At 61.4% G+C, this 17,380-nt stretch carries 13 protein-coding genes; 2 read left to right on the top strand and 11 right to left on the bottom strand.

The features are described from left to right. Positions 1-41 precede the first annotated feature (41 nt). From AAEZ08_RS02225 to AAEZ08_RS02205, 5 genes are all read right to left on the bottom strand, one after another. Positions 42-1,049, bottom strand: coding sequence for a lysylphosphatidylglycerol synthase domain-containing protein (locus AAEZ08_RS02225; protein WP_003285025.1), 1,008 nt, complete (start codon positions 1,047-1,049; stop codon positions 42-44). Beyond that, positions 1,046-2,287 (bottom strand): cardiolipin synthase ClsB, encoded by a 1,242-nt coding sequence (gene clsB, locus AAEZ08_RS02220; protein ID WP_003285024.1) that lies wholly within the window; start codon positions 2,285-2,287, stop codon positions 1,046-1,048. Before clsB ends, AAEZ08_RS02225 begins: the two co-directional genes overlap by 4 nt. After that, on the bottom strand, positions 2,284-3,087 hold the full coding sequence (locus tag AAEZ08_RS02215; RefSeq protein WP_102820131.1) for an endonuclease/exonuclease/phosphatase family protein: 804 nt from the start codon (positions 3,085-3,087) through the stop codon (positions 2,284-2,286). Before AAEZ08_RS02215 ends, clsB begins: the two co-directional genes overlap by 4 nt. Further along, positions 3,084-4,001, bottom strand: coding sequence for a DUF72 domain-containing protein (locus tag AAEZ08_RS02210; protein WP_003285020.1), 918 nt, complete (start codon positions 3,999-4,001; stop codon positions 3,084-3,086). The genes AAEZ08_RS02215 and AAEZ08_RS02210 overlap by 4 nt, the downstream gene beginning before the upstream one ends. 370 nt (positions 4,002-4,371) lie before the next feature. Continuing rightward, positions 4,372-5,292 carry a LysR family transcriptional regulator gene (locus AAEZ08_RS02205; RefSeq protein ID WP_003285019.1) on the bottom strand — a complete coding sequence of 307 codons (921 nt, stop codon included), beginning with the start codon at positions 5,290-5,292 and terminating at the stop codon, positions 4,372-4,374. A gap of 103 nt (positions 5,293-5,395) precedes the next feature. On the opposite strand from AAEZ08_RS02205, the gene AAEZ08_RS02200 reads away from it, so the two are divergent. Together AAEZ08_RS02200 and AAEZ08_RS02195 are read left to right on the top strand one after the other, a co-directional pair. Further along, positions 5,396-6,220: a DODA-type extradiol aromatic ring-opening family dioxygenase gene (locus AAEZ08_RS02200; protein ID WP_500123616.1), complete on the top strand. Its 825-nt coding sequence runs from the start codon at positions 5,396-5,398 to the stop codon at positions 6,218-6,220. A 30-nt stretch (positions 6,221-6,250) separates the two neighbouring features. Then, positions 6,251-7,090: a DUF2218 domain-containing protein gene (locus AAEZ08_RS02195; protein ID WP_500123615.1), complete on the top strand. Its 840-nt coding sequence runs from the start codon at positions 6,251-6,253 to the stop codon at positions 7,088-7,090. Between the two features lie 12 nt (positions 7,091-7,102). Here AAEZ08_RS02195 and AAEZ08_RS02190 read toward each other — a convergent pair whose 3' ends face one another. From AAEZ08_RS02190 to treZ, 6 genes are all read right to left on the bottom strand, one after another. Continuing rightward, positions 7,103-7,951: a M23 family metallopeptidase gene (locus AAEZ08_RS02190; protein WP_058065855.1), complete on the bottom strand. Its 849-nt coding sequence runs from the start codon at positions 7,949-7,951 to the stop codon at positions 7,103-7,105. A 189-nt stretch (positions 7,952-8,140) separates the two neighbouring features. Continuing rightward, entirely contained in the window at positions 8,141-10,291 is a 2,151-nt protein-coding gene (gene glgX, locus AAEZ08_RS02185; protein ID WP_003285013.1) for a glycogen debranching protein GlgX, read from the bottom strand. 98 nt (positions 10,292-10,389) lie between these two features. Beyond that, the gene (locus tag AAEZ08_RS02180; RefSeq protein WP_003285012.1) at positions 10,390-10,722 is read right to left on the bottom strand and encodes a DUF2934 domain-containing protein; all 333 of its coding nucleotides are present in this window, start codon (positions 10,720-10,722) and stop codon (positions 10,390-10,392) included. Then, complete coding sequence (locus tag AAEZ08_RS02175; protein WP_500123614.1) at positions 10,719-13,532, bottom strand: malto-oligosyltrehalose synthase; 2,814 nt, start codon at positions 13,530-13,532, stop codon at positions 10,719-10,721. The genes AAEZ08_RS02180 and AAEZ08_RS02175 overlap by 4 nt, the downstream gene beginning before the upstream one ends. Beyond that, complete coding sequence (malQ, locus tag AAEZ08_RS02170; RefSeq protein WP_500123613.1) at positions 13,529-15,604, bottom strand: 4-alpha-glucanotransferase; 2,076 nt, start codon at positions 15,602-15,604, stop codon at positions 13,529-13,531. The genes AAEZ08_RS02175 and malQ overlap by 4 nt, the downstream gene beginning before the upstream one ends. Then, positions 15,601-17,376 (bottom strand): malto-oligosyltrehalose trehalohydrolase, encoded by a 1,776-nt coding sequence (treZ, locus tag AAEZ08_RS02165; protein WP_500123612.1) that lies wholly within the window; start codon positions 17,374-17,376, stop codon positions 15,601-15,603. Before treZ ends, malQ begins: the two co-directional genes overlap by 4 nt. Positions 17,377-17,380 lie beyond the last annotated feature (4 nt).

Here is a 17,380-nt window from a genome sequence, read left to right as displayed (position 1 = left end):
ATAAGGCTGACTACGTCGCCACAGGCGCCGCAACCGCTCGCTTAACCCGCTTCCTGCGACGCCGGCTGCTGCTCACCTGTCTGGTTGCTGCTGCGGAGCTTTTTCGCTCTCGCCTCTAGAACCACATAGACCAGCGTCGCCAGCAATAGAGGAATCAGGAAGTACACCACCCGATAGCCGATCAGACCGCCAACGATGGCGCCCTTGCTCATTTCGTCGGCGAGCATGGCGACGAACACGGCTTCGATTACCCCGAGCCCGGCAGGGATATGGGCTACCACGCCGGCAATGCTGCTGATCATTAGAATCCCGAGCACCTCGGGGTAGTCCGCCTTCTGAGAGAGCATGAAGTACACCACGAGCGCCATCAGTGACCAGTTCGCCGCCCCCAGAACCAACTGCACCAGCGCCAGACGCAGCGACGGCAGATGTATTTCGTGGCCGCGCACGGTCCAGGAGCGCTGCTTGGAAAATCCGCAGAGGCCCAGATAGACGACGCACGCCACGAGCAGCCCGGCGCCGACTATACGCAACGCGGTAAAGCCGATATCCCAGCTCGCCGGAGGCTCTATCCAGCCCATCAAGAAAATCATCCCGGCCAGCCACATGTAGCCCAGCCAGTTGGTGAGCACACTCAGCGTAAATACCCGGGTGATTTGCGACGGTCGCAACCCTAGCCTGGAGTACAAGCGGAAACGCAGGGCGATGCCGCCGACCCATGCGCTGAGGTTCAGGTTGAACGCGTAACAGACGAAGGTCACCGGGAGGATCTGTCGCACCGGTAGATCGTGGCGCGCATATCCTTTACCCAGCACGTCGAAAAAGCAGTACACGACATAGCTGCCCACAGCCGCGGCGCCCGCCATCCACAGCGTTTCTGCGCGATAGTTTCGCAGCGTACTGTAGACCTCCTGCCAGTCGAGGTTGCGCGCCAGACCGATCAGTAGAGCCGCCACTAGAGCGAAGAACACGTAGGTGAGGATTTTCTTGATCAGCGGCCAGCGCCGACGCCAACCGCTTTTCGCCTCGCCCTGGCTAGTCTGGGTCATGGCTGTTCTCGTTGAATGGGAGAGGGCACTGGATCCAGCGGCGGCGTTTCGACGTCGATCAGTTCCAGGCGTGGCTTGTGCTCGGGGAAAAGGCTTACCAACCCCGGGAAGTGCCGCAGGAAGTGGAAGATCAGAAACGCCAAGGGCGCTCGCCACCAGAAGCCACGAATGATTCGCTCCAGAGGAATGCGTTTGCAGTCGGCCTGCAGAAGGTGGTCAAGCCGCTCATGCAGCTGGCGGTTGAACACGTGGTCGCGAATGATCAGGTTCGCTTCCAGATTAAGTGACAGGCTCAGCGGATCGAGGTTGCTCGAACCGACAGTCGACCACTCGTAATCGGTCAGTGCGACCTTGCCGTGCAGCGGTCGGCGGCAGTATTCGTGAATCTCCACTCCGTCGCGCATCAGATAGTTGTAAAGCATTCGCGCACCGAACTTGGCGATCGGCATGTCCGGCTCGCCTTGCAGGATCAGGCGTACCCGTACTCCGCGCCTAGCTGCATTGCGTATTTCTCTCAATACGCGGTAGCCGGGGAAGAAATAAGCGTTAGCAATCAATAGCCTGGAGCGTGCATCTCGAATTGCTTGAAGGTAGTGCTCTTCGATGTCGTTGCGATGCTGGTCGTTGTCGCGGGTGACGAACAATGCTCGTGCCTCGCCGCGGCTGATGCCGCCATAGCCAGGTGTTTGCTGGCGCAGCCGGCGACGCCACCAGCGATGTGTCGGTTTGTCCGGCGCGATCTGGCTCAGGGCGAAATGATGGATATCCCGCACTACGGGACCTTCCACCTGCAGGGCATAGTCCTGCTTGGCGGCCGGGCCGAAGTCGCCCAGGTGATCGGCGGAAAAGTTGATGCCGCCAATGAAGGCAGTCTCGCCATCGACGACCACGATCTTGCGATGCATGCGGCGGAACACATTGAGCCGCCGCCCCAGCAGACGCTTGCCTGGGTCGAACATGTGAATGCGTACGCCGACCTGGGTCATGGCGGTGACGAAGTCGCCGGACAGGTCCGCCGAACCATAACCATCGACAGTGACATCGACGCTGGCACCGTTTTCGGCGGCCGCTATCAACGCCTTCTGCAGTTCGGTGCCTACCTTGTCCTGAAACAGGATGAAGGTTTCCAGCAGCACCTCTTTCTTGGCCTGGGCGATCACCTCGAACACTCGAGGAAAGAACTCTTCGCCGTTTTCCAGTAACTGAAGGCGATTACCGTCTCTCCAGTGGTAACTCATATATGTATCTCCACCGCTAGGGGCAGATGATCGGACAAGTGTGTCCAGGGTTTGTTACCAAGTATTTGTGGATTGTGGCTGCTGGCATTGCGCACATAAATTCGGTCCAGACGTAGCATTGGCCAACGCGCCGGGAAGGTTTTGGCCACCTGGCCGTGGGACACGGCGAACACTTCGTGCAGCCCTGCACAGCGATCCAGCGTTTGGGTGGCTTTCAGCCGCCAGTCGTTGAAATCACCGGCGACCACCACAGGCGCACCTTTTGGTAGCGAGTCGAGCAGGTCGCAAAGTAGCGCCAACTGCTGCTGGCGATGCGCCTCGCGCAGGCCGAGATGCACGCAGATGGCGTGAAATTCATCGTGCCCGGGCACTTGCAGCACGCTGTGCAGCAGCCCGCGCCGCTCCGGTCCGGCGATGGAGATGTCGAGGTTCTCATAGCGAATGATCGGGAATTTGGATAGCAGGGCGTTGCCGTGGTCGCCGTCGGGGTAGACCGCATTACGACCGTAGGCGAAATCGGTCCAGATGCTGTCGGCCAGAAACTCGTATTGCGGTGTGGAGGGCCAGTTATGAAAGCGCATCGCGTGCTTATCGTGGGTGCCAAGTACCTCCTGCAGGAACACCACGTCCGCTGAAACGCTACGCACGGCTTCACGCAGTTCCGGCAAAATGAACCGGCGGTTCAGGGCCGTGAAACCCTTGTGGGTGTTTACGGTGAGGAGGCGGATCGAGTTGACCGCCGTAGCCATGTGGGCATCGAGATCGGCACTTTCGATTGGGTGGTCTTTGTCCAGAGTCAAACTTCAGCTCCTTCTAGTTGGCCGGGCGTGGCCTGCAGGTGTTCATCCAGGCCGAGCCGGTGCAGCAGTTGCCGCGCGTCATAGGGTGCGCGGACCTTCACGTCGTTATCGAAATAGCAGTACACCTCACGGGAGCGGCGCGCCCGTGGTGTTTTCTTGCTGATCAGACGGGCATCGTCAGGCTGACGGCCTTCGCTCCAAAGCTGGATGCGATGGCTCCAGCTGGCCAAAGCCTCATCGGTGTAACCGCTGGTATAGAGCTCCTCGGCGCCATGCAGGCGGATGTAGATGAAATCGCTGGTGAGGTCTTCATAGTTGGGCCACTTGCCGGCGGTATCGGCCACCACCAGTGCGACCCGATACTTGCGCAGCAGGGCGATGAATTCGGGGTCGACGAAGCTTGTGTTGCGTATTTCGACGGCGTGCCGCATGCGCCGCTTGCGGTCGATGGACAGATAACTGCGGCCTTCCATGCGTGGCTCGCACTGTTTGGCGATTGCCAGCGCTGCTTCGGTGTCGTGGGGCAGCTGACGGAGAAACGTCCCGAACAGTTCTGCATCGAACTTGAACGACGGCGGAAACTGCCAGAGGATCGGGCCGAGCTTTTCCTTGAGCTGGAAAATGCCCGAGGCGAAGAAATTGGCGAGTGCTTTTTCAACCTCCTGGAGCCTGCGCACGTGGGTGATGTAGCGCGGTCCCTTGATGCTGAAGACAAAGCCTCTGGGCGTGTCGGCATACCAGTCGGCATAGCGCTCGGGCGTTTGCAGCGAGTAGAACGAGCCATTGATCTCTATGCTGCTCACCGCCCGCGAGGCAAAGCACAGCTCTTTCTTCTGCGTCAGCCCCTTGGGATAGAAGTCGCCACGCCATGGGGCATAGCGCCAGCCGGACATGCCGATATGAATGCTCGCCATACTGCCGCCCTACGTGAGGATCTGCTGGGTGAAGAGGGCGCTCGCCGCTGCGCCTTTTTCTTCGAGAAAAACGAGGTTGACCGCGTTCATAAACACTCCTAATCGCCGATGCGCGCATGAAAAACTCCGACGCACGAAGCGGCAGTGCGACCGGTGATGCACCGGTGTCCCGGCTTCAATCAGAGCGTCCCGCGAATAGCGGAAGCTCGATAAAGCGCGGCAACAATGCCTACGCGCCCATCTGTTCCGACTTTTGCGCGCTGCAGCGGTTCATCTTTTCTCGGGAGGCTGGGGGAGATTCGGCACGGCAGGCGCGAGTGCGATGGTGATCAGTAGGGCGCTGAACGTGCCCTGCAGGCGAAGGGCAAAGCTAGTCTGCTGTCAGGCTCCACGGCAGGTCGCCAGAAAATGCATCGACCAGATAATCGATCATTACCCGAACCTTGGCTGGTGGACGGCGATCGGGTGGGTAGACCACGTGAATCCCGCCGAGCTCGACGCAAGGCTGGTCCAGTTCAAGGGCAACCAACTCACCACTGCGCAGGGCTTTGGCGACAATGAACTGCGGCTTGTAGATCACGCCCTGGCCACCGACCGCGGCGGCCACCAGGGCTTCACCGTTATTGGCCACCAGGTCGCCGCTGACTGCGATCCGCACCTCGCCGTTGCGGCCAAAGGGCCAGACCTTGCCTGCGGCGAGGTTCGGCAGGCTGTAACCCAGGCAGTTGTGCTGCCCCAGATCGGCGACGCTGCGCGGCACTCCACGTTCGTCCAGGTAGCGCGGCGAGGCACAGACCAGCAACGGGCAGTCTGCAAGCCGCCGTGCCTGCATGGAGCTGTCCTGCAGCTGGCCGATACGAACGGCCATGTCCCAGCCGCCGTCGATCAGGTCGACCCGGCTGTCGGTTAGGCCTAGCTCCACTTTCACTGCCGGATGGCGGCGGCTGAACTCCGGAATGAGTGGGGCGATGAAGTGCGTGCCGAACGTCAGCGGCACATTCATTCGCAGCAGCCCGGTGGCCTCGATCCGTTGCGACGCTACGCTGGCTTCGGCTTCCTCGATCTCCGGCAGGATGCGCTGACAGGCCTCCAGATAGTTGCTGCCGGCCTCGGTCAGGCTCAGGCGACGCGTACTGCGGTGGAATAGCTTGACCCCAAGGCGCGCCTCCAGTGCGTCAACGTGCTTGCTGGCCATTGCCGGCGACATGTCCAGATGGCGCGCTGCCGCCGAGAGGCTGCCTGCCGTGGCAGCGCGAACGAATACGCGCATGCCGGTAATTCTATCGAGCATCGCGGCTCCTACTCAGAGTAAAAACTGTCTGTGCTTCTTAATGGGTTCTCTCACCCTTGAGTGTAGGTCATGCTTTGTCCCATGTCCTTCCCGGAGCCCGATCATGCCTGCCAGTGCCCAAGCTGCCGACCAAACCATGCCGACGCTGTTCGTGCCTCATGGCGCCGGGCCTTGCTTCTTCATGGACTGGAACCCGCCGACCGCCTGGAATGCCACGGCCGAGTTTCTCAATGGGATTGCTGCGACGCTACCGACAAAGCCCACGGCCATCGTGCTGGTATCCGGTCACTGGTTGCAGCCAACTTTCAGCGTAACCAGCGCTGCGCGACCCGGGTTGATCTACGACTATCACGGCTTTCCAGCGCATACCTATGAACTGCGCTACCCGGCATCAGGCGATCCGCAGCTTGCTACGCGCATCACAGCCTTGCTCGAAGGTACTTCGCTATGCGCCCACGAAGATCAACAGCGTGGCTTTGACCACGGCACGTTCATCCCGCTGAAACTCATGTTTCCCAATGCGGATATCCCGGTGGTGCAGCTCTCGTTGCGCAACGATCTCGATCCTCTCGCGCATATCCAGGCTGGCCGCGCGCTGCAGCCGCTGCGCGATGAAGGCGTACTGATCGTCGGTAGCGGTATGAGTTTTCACAACATGCGCGGCTATGGCGATCCACGCTTCGCTTCGATTTCCGATGAGTTCGATAACTGGCTTAGCGCAGCGGTGGAATCCACCCCGCAGCAGCGTGATGACGCTCTGCAGCACTGGGAAGCAGCACCCGCAGCAAGGCTATGTCATCCGTCTCGTGCCGAGGAGCATCTGATCCCGCTACTGGTGGCTGCGGGCGCCGCGGCGAACTCGAAAGGGCGCAGGGTCTTCAGCGACCGCGTCATGCATACCACGCTCTCGGCCTACCGGTTTGGCTGACGCGTATCCATCCAACAGGAGAAACGATCCATGTATCAGGCCCATGCCCGCATCGCTGCGCAAAACCCCGAGCGGCTGATCAAGCGCCTATGTAACCACTGGCGGCACAAATTTCCCGTGCAGCTGGACGAGCAGGGCGGAGTGATCGAACTGCCGCTCGGTCGCTGCAGTCTGCACGCCAGCGAGGGCTATCTGGACGCGCAGTTGGAGACTGCCGATCAAGCCAAGCTGCAGCAGTTGCAGAAGGTGGTCGCCGATCACCTGGAGCGCATGGCCGGCGACGAATCGCTGGTTATCGCCTGGAAAGCCGAGGCCGGTGTGCAGCCCGCTGCCGGGCGGGCGGAGAGCCGTACGCTCGATTCGCCAAGTCGCTACGGCACCGTTTCGCGGGTATTTCACTGGCTGATGGCGCTGCTGATCGTCTGGCAGTTTCTCAAACTGGGCGACCGCATCGCCGAAGGTGAGCACTGGGTCGGCGAGACGCTCGTGCCCTGGCACGTTTCCCTGGGCGCCGTGCTGATGGTTCTGGTAGTGCTGCGCATCGTCTGGTCACTGAGTCAGCTCAGGCAACGCCCGCAGCATGATCCGGCCACCGCGTGGCTGGTCAAGGGCGGCCATCTGGCTCTCTATGCCTGCATGCTGCTGATGCCGATTACCGGTGTGCTGTATCTGGTCGGCAATGGCTACGGCCTTAAGGTGTTTGGCCAGCAGCTGGTAGAGAAGGGCCCGGAAATCGCCTGGGCGGCTTCGGTTGGCGGAGTCCATTCACCACTGGCTTGGCTGACCGTTCTATTGGTGATCGGTCACATCGCCGCGGCGCTTTACCACCGCCTGGTCAAGCGAGACGACATCATGCAGCGCATGCTCTGACGCTTGCCCCGATTACTGGCTGCTCAGCGCAAAGTTGGGCAGCGATTCCACCGGCTGGGTGAAGCGGAAAGGAATCGACAACATCGAGCTGCCGTAGGGCTTCTGCACCACGAAGTGCAGGTGCGGACCGGTGCTGCGGCCGGTATTGCCGGACTTGCCGAGCAGCGTGCCGACTTTGACCTTCTGTCCTGGGCTGACCCGTACCGAACCGCGGCTCAGGTGCAGGTAGGCGCTGTGCGTGCCGTCATCATGTTCAATGCGTACGTAGTTGCCAGCCGGGTCGGGCAAGCGCCCACCCTGACCGTTGCGGACTTTCACCACGGTGCCCGCCCGTGCCGCCACGATGGGTGTGCCTACGGGCATGGCGATGTCCACTGCGTATCGGCCACTAGGCGAGTTGTGGCTGAAGTCGCCGCCAGCCCCTTGAGAAATTCGGAACGGCCCACCTTGCCAGGGCAGTGCATAGGCCGGCCCGGCAACTGATCCTGGCCGATCCGGTTCTGGCGAGAAGATCAGCGCGTAACTGAACGAATGCTTGAACATGATGGGCCCGCCAGCCTGGCGTTTGCTGAGCGTCGCCACCCGCACTCTGCTGTTGGCCGGCACAGTCTTGCGGATCACGCCTTTGCCGACGCCAGCGACGTTGACCATCCGGGTCAGTCGCAAGGTGACTTCCACGGGGACTTCAAGGGTGTTGCTGACATCCATCGCCTTGCCGCTGCCGGCGCGATTGATCAACAAGCGCACTGATCCTGGCTTGTCGGCGGCTTTCACCTGGGTGCTGGAGGCAAAGGCAGACGTCAGTGGGACGAGCCCGATCAGTAACAAAAGGGGATAGATAAGCGGTCGCAGAGAGAGCATGACGTGTGATCCATCACGGAAATGACAGGGCTGCCGGCGACGAGCAGAACGAATCCGTTAGTTGATTAGGGGGCCGCGCTGGTTTTGGGACTTGAGTCACGCGACGAGGTTCACTGCCGCGTGTCTTTTTTTGAGTGAATCCGCCAAACCCGCACCTGACATTGCGCCAGGTGCGGGTGTTCGATCAGGTCATTCTTCCGACTTGATCAACTCAAGCAGTAGCAAGGATCGTCCGGTTACGGCGTATTCATCATTGAAGTCGAAACGCTCGGGCCGTGCGGTTGGGTGGTTGGTGTCGATCAAGCGGTTCCAGTAGATGCCTTGCGGCACTTCCGGCAGCGTGAAATTCACCAGGTCGTGGTGGGCGTTGACGATCAGCAGCAAGGTAGCGTCGGACCCCGCGCGCTTGATTCCCGTTGGCTGAGCGCGCCCGTCCAGCAGCATGCCCATGCAACGGTTGTGCGCGTCTTCCCACTGCTCGATGGACAGCTCCTCGGCGTTCGGCGCCAGCCAGGTCACGTCCTTTACACCCAGCTCTTCGTTGTAGGCGCCAACCAGGAAGCGGCTGCGGCGCAGCATCGGATAGCGTTGGCGCAGGCGAATAAGCTTGCGGGTGAAGCCCAGCAGGCCGTAGCTGTCCTCGCTGATATCCCAGTTGACCCAACCGATCGGGCTGTCCTGGCAATACGCGTTGTTATTGCCGTGCTGGGTGCGGGCGAACTCGTCGCCAGCGACGATCATCGGCGTGCCTTGGGAGAACAGCAGCGTGGCCAGGAAGTTGCGCATCTGCCGGTAGCGCAGATCGATGATCTCCGGGTCATCGCTCGGGCCTTCTACGCCGTGGTTCCAGGACAGGTTGTTGTCACTGCCGTCGCGATTGCCCTCATCGTTGTCTTCGTTGTGCTTCTCGTTATAGGAAACCAGATCCTTGAGAGTGAAGCCATCGTGGGCAGTGATGAAGTTGACTGAGCTGAACGGCCGGCGTCCGCGCTGGTTGAACAGATCGCCAGAGCCGGTCAGGCGACTGGCGAAGTCGGCGAGCTGGCCGTCATCGCCTTTCCAGAAGGCACGAGTGGTATCGCGAAACTGATCGTTCCACTCCGCCCAGCCCGGTGGGAAACCGCCGACCTGATAACCGCCGGGACCACAGTCCCAGGGTTCGGAAATCAATTTGGTCTTGGCCAGGACCGGGTCCTGGCGGCAGGCGACCAGGAAGCCATGGCGTTCGTCGAAGCCGTCGTGTTCGCGGCCGAGGATGGTCGCCAGATCGAAACGGAAGCCATCCACATGCATCTCGGTGGCCCAGTAACGCAGCGAGTCGGTGACCATCTGCAGGACGCAGGGGTGACTCATGTCCAGCGTGTTGCCTGTGCCGGAGTCGTTGATGTAGTAGCGCTTGTTATCCGGCATCAGACGGTAATAGGAGGCGTTGTCGATACCGCGCATGGACAGGGTAGGGCCTCGCTCGTTGCCTTCAGCCGTGTGGTTGTAGACCACATCAAGAATGACCTCGAGGTCGGCGTTGTGCAGGTGCGCGACCATCTCCTTGAACTCGGTGATTTTGCCGCTGGCCAGATATTTGGGGTGCGGCGCGAAGAACGCGATGCTGTTGTAGCCCCAGTAGTTGGCCATGCCTTTCTCCAGCAGATGCTGGTCCTGAACGAAAGCATGGATCGGCAGGAATTCTATCGACGAAACCCCGAGCTTGCGAATGTAGTCGATCACTTCCGGCGTCTTGAAGCCGGCGAATGTGCCGCGCACATCGTCTGCGACAGCCGGATGCTCCATGGTGAATCCGCGTACATGGGTCTCGTAGATAATCGTCTGGTCCCATGGCACTTGGACCGGATGATCGCGACCCCAGGTGAATGCCGGGTCGATGATCTTGCACTTGGGCACGAACGGCGCGCTGTCGCGCTCGTCGAAACTGAGGTCGCCGTCAGGGTGGCCAATGGTGTAGCCGAACAACGCTTCGGACCATTTCAGCTCGCCAACCAATTGCTTGGCATAGGGGTCGATCAGCAGCTTGTTGGGGTTGAAGCGGTGGCCGTTTTCCGGGTCATACGGGCCGTAGACTCGATACCCGTAGATCTGGCCAGGATGCGCATCCGGCAGATAGCCATGCCAGATTTCATCGGTGTACTCGGGCAGCTCGATACGCTCGAGCTCGATTTCCCCACTGGGGTCGAACAGACAAAGCTCAACCTTGGTCGCGTGGGCGGAGAAAATGGCGAAATTAACCCCCAGACCGTCCCAGGTTGCCCCGAGCGGGAAGGGCGAACCTTCGCTAATCCTGGACGGGGTCGAAACCTGTGGCGTATAGGGCTTTTTCTTACTCATGAAATCTCCATGGGCGGATTCTGCAAGGCGAACCGAGACGAGTGTCGGCGCGGACGATCATTCGACCGATCCAACGCCGACAAGATGCTTGCCGCCGGTCAGCTTTCCTTCTTCTTCGCGCGCGGGGTGCGTGTTTTCTTGATGGCTTCAGGCGTACCCGCCTTGGCATCGGTGCCGGCCTTCGGCGCAGCACGGCTGGTGCGTGGCTTGGCAGCTGTCGCTGCCTTGGCCTCGGGTTTGGGTGTCGCGTCGGTGGGCTTGGTGGCGGCCTTGCGCGGGCGGCTGGCAGGCTTGGCAGCGGCCGCACCATATTCAGCCTCGACCAGCTTGCGGGCCATTGCCCAGTGGCGTTCTTCTTCGCCTTCCGGGCAACCCTCGGATTGCCAGATCTGGTAAGCGAACTCGCGGATACGTTGCTCTTCTGAACTCATTGTTGGGATTCTCCTGTTGCTTTGGTAAACGTATGCAGGACGGACACCGACAGCCGATCCAGAACGTGCGCAGCCTCAAGGCTGCCTTGTTGGGATGTGACTGTCTCGCCGTCGAAAAGTCGCTCGAACTCGATACCGTCCAGCGCATCGGGCAATGCGATCCGAGTGTCGCCCCAGCGTTGTGCTGGCACCTGCGGTACGTCGTTATCGCCCAGTAACCCGGCCGCCAGACGCGGCACCACCACGACCAACCATTCGCCGTCCAGCTCGCGGGCGAACGCGAGCAGGTGCTGCGCGTGTTCACCATTTACGGCCAACGGCAAATAGCGGCCTTCGTTGAATAGAAGAGGATGGCGGCGACGCAGCTGCAGCGTGCGGCTGATCAATGCCTGCTTGATGCGACCGTCGTGCCAGCTTTGCAGAAGCTGGTCGGCTACGGCGGTGCTCTCGAGGCTGGCCTGGCGGGCGGTGAAGTCCACCGGGCGCCGGTTATCCGGATCGACCAGGCTGTAATCCCAGTACTCGGTGCCCTGATACAGATCGGGTACGCCGGGCGTGGTCATGCGTAGCAGGCTTTGAACCAGCCCGTTCAGCGCACCGGCAGGGGCCAGGTCCGCAGCAGCCGAGGCGATTTCGTTCCGTAATGGTGCGCCCTGACTGCCAAGCAGGAGGGCTTCGACGTAACCACGGCAGGCGCTCTCATAGGCGTTATTGGGATCGCTCCAGGTGGTACGCAGCTTGGCTTCGCGTACGGCTTTTTCCTGCCATTGCTTGATACGAGTGCAGTACTGCTCCATCGCTGCCGCATCATCGGCGCGCAGATCCAGTGGCCAGCTGCCTAGCAGGATCTGAAAGAGCATCAGCTCATCGGCGGGAGAGGGGGCGGGACCGTCGTCCAGCTGTTGCACGGTACTGGCTGCAAGGTCGCGCCAATGCCGGGCCTTGGCCGCGAACCACTCGGCCCGCTCACTGATCACGGCCATCCGAGCACGGGAGTCTTCACCTCGCTTGTGGTCGTGGGTGGCGGTGGTCAACAGGTTGCGTGGGAAGTGCTCGGCGCGCTGCGCGCATTCATCGTGAAAGGCTTGCAGCGGTGCACTGAAGTGCTGCGGATCGAAGCCGACGTCATTGCGCGACAACAGAATGCCGGAGCGATAGCAGGCAGTATCCTCCACAGCCTTGGCTGCAGCCGGTGAAGTCAGCTGCTGGAAACGCGTGCAGGCGTAACGGCGCAACTTACGTAGCGGCCCGCGCGGCAGTTTGCGCAGGCTTTCGCCGCCAAGCCAACGCTGCAGGTGATCGAGCAGCGGCCAATCCGCTTCGCCCAGCGTTGTGCGCGCGCCTTCCAGGGCCTGCTGGAAGAATGGCTCATCGGCCTCGCGACGACCTGGCGTAGCAATGTATGTGCGGTACACCGGGAAGTGGATGATCAACTCCAGTAACGCCCGACGGATCGCGCCGAGGGTAATATCGCGGGTCATCACATCGCCACGAGCGACCTGCAGCAAGGCTTGAGCGACGCTTTCGAAGTCTCCGGCCAGCGGGCCGGTCAGCACCAGCTGGCGTGCTTGCCGAGCTTCTTCCTGGAAGTCGGTGGTGCGTCCGCTGGTCTCGCTCCATAGCTCGCAGAGCACTGCTTCACCAGCCGGATCATGCTGCAGCAGCGACACCTGGTTCATGAACTCGTAACCGGTGGTGCCGTCCACGCCCCAGTCATCGTGCAGACGCTCACCACCCGCGAGGATCTTCTCGACATAAATCGGCACATGATCCTGCACGGCGTCCGCTGGACGCCCGGCGTTCAGCCGGTCGACGCGCCGACGCAGGCGTCGGCAATAGCCGCGCGGATCAGCCAGGCCGTCGATATGGTCGATACGCAGGCCATCGACCAGACCATCGCCGATCAGCTCGAAAATCTTCGCATGGGTTTCCTCGAACACCACTGGCCGTTCGACACGCAGGCCGCCCAGCTCGTTGATGTCGAAGAACCGCCGCCAGTTGATGTCATCACCGGCGGTCCGCCAGCTGGCCAGTCGGTAATTCTGCCGCTCGAGCAGGCTGTGCAGACGGCGGAAGCCGTCATCGGTCGTGGAATCATAGGTGCCGAGAGCCTGTTCCAGAGCCTGGCGGGTATCGGCGTTCTGCAATTGCTCGGCAAGTTCGGCTCGCAACAAACGCGCAGCCTGGTAGGGTGCCGGCTCCGTCTTCAGGGCATCGAAGTGCTGCGCCAGGGTGCGTAACTGCGGATGGTCGGCAGCACGCAACACTTCGCCGTAGCTCGGCGGGGTAATCGGGAAGCGATGCTCGTAGTGCTCGGCGTATAGCGATCCGTTGTCGATATCCAGGCGCAGCTTGATGGTGCCTTGCTGCAATGCCTCGCCGTAATCGCTGCCGAGGAAGGGAACCAGCAGCTGGCCTTCGAGCAGCGGATCGGGCGAATTCCACTCGATATCGAAGAACTGCGCGTAGGGGCTGCGGCTACCCCATTCAAGTACGTCCAGCCACCATGCGTTGCCGGCGCCGCCAACGGCCATATGGTTGGACACGATGTCGAGAATCAGGCCCATGCCTTTCGCACGCAGAGCGTCGACAAGGCGTTGCAGCGCGGGTTCGCCACCCAGCTCGGGGTTGATGCGGGTGGGGTCGATCACGTCGTAGCCGTGCATCGAGCCGGGGCGCGCGGTCAGCAGCGGCGACGCGTAAATGTGGCTGATGCCAAGTTCGGCGAAGTAGTCCACCAGCGCGGTGGCATCGTCGAGGGTGAAATCGCGGTGAAATTGCAGTCGCAGGGTTGCGGTAAGGGCTTTCATCGGTGCGCAGCTCCACGATGGTTACGGCGGGCTTGCGCAAATGACTCCAGTCGCCGGCGGCTAGCCGGGCTGTCGAGCAGCGTTGCACTGTCGCCGGGATAACGGCGACGCCAGTTGGGATGGGTTTCAACGATGCCGGGCATGTTGGTCTGCTCTTCCAGCCCGAGTGCATCCTCGACCGGCAGCAGCACCAGCGGCGCGGGGGTGTGAGCAAGGAAGCAGACAGCTGCGTCGACCGCTTGCTCGGCGCTCAGCAAATGTCCCGGGTTCTTGCCACTGTCTTCGCACAGCGCCTGATTCAGTCCGGCGCGCTCTTTTTCCCGTGCCTTCCATTGCTGCTCGCGATCCGATTCCCGCACCTGACCGACCTTGATGCGCCAGTCGATATCGTGGCCCTGCCACCAACCCGCCAGCGTGGGAATGTCATGCGTGGTGCTGGTTGCCAAGGCCTGAGCGGGATACTGCGCCGCGCGCTGGAAATTTCCGTCATGGTGCTCGAACAACAGTACGCGCATGCCAAGAATGCCCCGCGCGGCAAGGACGTCACGAAAACCGGGGGGAATCGTGCCGAGGTCCTCGCCTAGAATCACTGCCTGATGCCGCCAGGCTTCCAGACAAAGCAACCGCAACATGTCGTCGAACGGGAAGTTGAGGTAGACGCCATGCTTCGGGTTGGCCCCAGCGGGCATCACCCAGAGGCGCTTGAGGCCCAATACATGATCGATGCGCATACCTCCGGCGTGTGCGAGGTTGGCGCGCAGCATCTCGATGTAGGCGCGGAAACCATGCTGACGCAGGCCCCAAGGCGAGAATGCGGAGATGCCCCAGTTCTGCCCGTCACGGTTCATGACATCCGGAGGCGCACCGACACTGAGCGACGCCAGCAGCTCTGCCTGACGACTCCAGGCTTGGCTACCGCCGCCATCGGCACCGACTGCCAGGTCCGAGATCAGGCCGATGCGCATCCCGGCGCTGCGCGCGGCAACCTGGGCGCGCTCCAGTCCCCGAGCCATGAGCCATTGGCCGAAGGCGTGGTAGCTGACCTCATCGGCATGGTCGCGGGCGAACGCTTCAACCGCAGGGCTTGCAGGGTCGCGAAACTCTTCCGGCCAATCATTCCAGTGCTGCGTGTGGCCCTGCGCGTTGCGCAAATGGGTGTGCAGTGCTTCGAAACGGCAGTGGTTCTCCAGCGCCTCGCCACCGTTTGCACGGAAACTGTCGAAATCAGCCTGCAGCGCATTGCCACCGCTACTGAAGTCGTCGAACAACTGCCGCAACAGCCGATGACGCGACTGGGCCACGGCGGGCCAGTCGATCAGATCGAGTTGTTCCAGGCGCTGCAGCTCTTCAGCAAGCCCGCAGGTTTCGATGGCCTGGCGCAGCGGTCGCTCACCTAGAATCGAACCTGGTGCTGCATGTAATACGTTGAAGAACAACCGACTGGAGGGCGAGTACGGGCTGTACTGGTTGATATGCGCTCCAAACATGGCATGTACTGGGCTGATGCCCAGCGCGTCGGCGCCATGGGTTGCTGCATTGCGTACCAGCGTCTCCAGAGCCTGGGTATCGCCCAGACCGCCGTCGTTGGCGCGGCGCAGGCTGTACAGTTGGGCGGTCAGCCCCCAGGCGTCGGCTCCAGCAAGCTCAGCGACGGTCGGGCAGGAGCATGGAGCTATGGCGACGGTCAGCTGGTATTTGTCGATGGTCAACTGGTAGTAACCCGGCGTATCGATTGCCGGCAATTGCGCCTGCTCGTCGAGCATGCCGTGCTGGACATTGCCGTCTTCCGACGTCAGCTGAAATCGACTCAACGGCGGAAAAAAACCACCTAGCTCCAGTGCCGCGTGTTGGTAGCAGGTCAACAACGGGGGAACGCCGCCGTGGTTGTTCTTGTGCGCGAGAATTTCCAGGCTGGCATCGACATCTTCAGCCGTTTCTGCGGCCAGTCCGAGGCACGCGAGCACTTCGCGCAGTACGGCCGGCTCGACCCGCTGCTCACGGTTATCAGCATCGATCCAATCGATGGACAGGCCCGCAGCTTCGGCCAAGCAGATTAGGGATTCGTCGCTCATGTGGCTTTCTCCAGATACAGCTTGGCCATACGAGGCGCCAACTGGTCATGCGTGTCGCCGACCGTCTCACGGCTCGCGAACAGCAGCTCGGCGGTGGCGGACAAGGCGGGAAGTGGTGCGGGTTGCGCGCCGAGATTGAGCTCCAGCCGCAGCCGGCTGCCGTCGGCCAATCGCCAGTTAACGAGCACTGCCGCATCGGCCAGAACGCGTGCATCGAGGAACTGTGAGCCGGCTAGACGCGGCACGATCTCCGCATGGCGAATGCGTAGCAGCTGGCGATATAGCGCATGCCATTCGGCATGTTCCGGGTGGTGACGTGCGTCGAAGTCAGGCCGCGAATCCTCGAACGTGGACACTGCGTTCGGATCTGGAATCCGTTCGCGCGTGGCCTCGTCGGCGAATTCGGCAAATTCTGCGAATTCGTTACGGCGGCCTTCACGCACGGCATCGGCGAGCTCGCCGTGGTGGCTGGTGAAGAACAGGAAGGGTTGGCGTGAGCCCCATTCTTCGCCCATGAACAGCAGCGGGATCATGGGCGACAGCAGCAGCACGGCAGTCGCCGCGCGCAGTGCATCCGGGTCGGCTAGCGTGCTCAGGCGCTCGCCGAAGGCGCGGTTGCCGGTCTGATCGTGGTTTTGCAGGAACAGTACGAATGATGTCGGCGAGAGATGTCCGCTGGGCTCGCCACGAGTTTCGCCGCGGCGGTTGTTCTGCCCCTGATAGATGAAGCCTTCGCCGAGAAAACGCGCCAGTTTGGCGGTCGCGTCCTGGTTGTAATCGGCGTAGTAGCCCTGGCTTTCATCGGTCAGCAGGGTGTGCAGCACGTTATGGCCGTCATCGTTCCACTGCGCAGTGAACCCCTGGGTGAGCAGCGTTGAGCGGTTATCTTCGTTCTCCAGCACCAGATGTACATGACGGTCGGGCTCCACCGTTGCATGCACGCGCTCGGCAAGTTCAGTCAGGAAGCTGCGATCGGGGATGGCATGCACGGCGTCGAAACGCAGACCATCGAAGCGATAGTCCATCAGCCACATCAGCGTGTTGTCGATGAAAAAATCGCGCACTTCGCGGCGGCGGAAATCAATACCGTCGCCCCAGGGCGTTTGCTGGTCGTGGCGGAAAAAGTGCTTGGCATAGTGGCCGAGATAATTGCCGTCCGGGCCGAAGTGGTTATAAACCACGTCGAGGAAGACCATCAGTCCCAGCCCATGTGCGGTGTCGATGAGATGCTTGAGTTCTTCGGGGCTGCCATAGGCCGCCTCTGGCGCATAAGGCAGTACACCGTCGTAACCCCAGTTGCGGTCGCCAGGAAACTCCGCGATGGGCATCAGCTCGATCGCGGTGATGCCCAGCTCGGCAAGTTCAGCCAGATGCCGTTCCATTGCTGCGAAGCCGCCGTAGAGGCCGACGTGCATCTCGTACAGCACGGTTTCGTGCCATGGGCGGCCCAGCCAACTGCTGTTGCGCCACAGATAGTTGTTATGGGTGTCGACCACCAGGCTCGGCGCATGGACGTCGCCGGCCTGAGCGCGCGAGGCGGGGTCAGGTACGTGCAGATCATCGTCGATAAGAAACCGGTACAGCGTACCGGCGCCATAGGGAGCGTCGATGCTGTACCAGCCATCTTCTGTGGCGGTCATCGGCAGCGTTTGTGCGCCTACAACGATCAGACTGACGTTTTGCGCATCGGGCGCCCAGAGTCGGAAGCGGGTCGTCCCGTCATCCAGCAACTCCGGACCGTGATGCCCTATATGGGCACGCTGCTTCTGCATTTAA

This window comes from Pseudomonas sp. E45-MNA-CIBAN-0222, from assembly GCF_040310405.1.
GTDB lineage: Bacteria > Pseudomonadota > Gammaproteobacteria > Pseudomonadales > Pseudomonadaceae > Stutzerimonas > Stutzerimonas stutzeri_AC.
Note: the sequence above shows the minus strand (reverse complement) of the source record. Positions and strands in the feature narration are given on the sequence as shown.

Excerpts from the sequence above, each read along its gene's own strand:
- treZ (WP_500123612.1), bottom strand. The coding sequence starts at position 17,376 with ATGCAGAAGCAGCGTGCCCATATAGGGCATCACGGTCCGGAGTTGCTG.
- AAEZ08_RS02225 (WP_003285025.1), bottom strand. The coding sequence starts at position 1,049 with ATGACCCAGACTAGCCAGGGCGAGGCGAAAAGCGGTTGGCGTCGGCGC.
- malQ (WP_500123613.1), bottom strand. The coding sequence starts at position 15,604 with ATGAGCGACGAATCCCTAATCTGCTTGGCCGAAGCTGCGGGCCTGTCC.
- AAEZ08_RS02205 (WP_003285019.1), bottom strand. The coding sequence starts at position 5,292 with ATGCTCGATAGAATTACCGGCATGCGCGTATTCGTTCGCGCTGCCACG.
- AAEZ08_RS02190 (WP_058065855.1), bottom strand. The coding sequence starts at position 7,951 with ATGCTCTCTCTGCGACCGCTTATCTATCCCCTTTTGTTACTGATCGGG.
- AAEZ08_RS02200 (WP_500123616.1), top strand. The coding sequence starts at position 5,396 with ATGCCTGCCAGTGCCCAAGCTGCCGACCAAACCATGCCGACGCTGTTC.
- glgX (WP_003285013.1), bottom strand. The coding sequence starts at position 10,291 with ATGAGTAAGAAAAAGCCCTATACGCCACAGGTTTCGACCCCGTCCAGG.
- clsB (WP_003285024.1), bottom strand. The coding sequence starts at position 2,287 with ATGAGTTACCACTGGAGAGACGGTAATCGCCTTCAGTTACTGGAAAAC.
- AAEZ08_RS02210 (WP_003285020.1), bottom strand. The coding sequence starts at position 4,001 with ATGGCGAGCATTCATATCGGCATGTCCGGCTGGCGCTATGCCCCATGG.
- AAEZ08_RS02180 (WP_003285012.1), bottom strand. The coding sequence starts at position 10,722 with ATGAGTTCAGAAGAGCAACGTATCCGCGAGTTCGCTTACCAGATCTGG.
- AAEZ08_RS02175 (WP_500123614.1), bottom strand. The coding sequence starts at position 13,532 with ATGAAAGCCCTTACCGCAACCCTGCGACTGCAATTTCACCGCGATTTC.
- AAEZ08_RS02195 (WP_500123615.1), top strand. The coding sequence starts at position 6,251 with ATGTATCAGGCCCATGCCCGCATCGCTGCGCAAAACCCCGAGCGGCTG.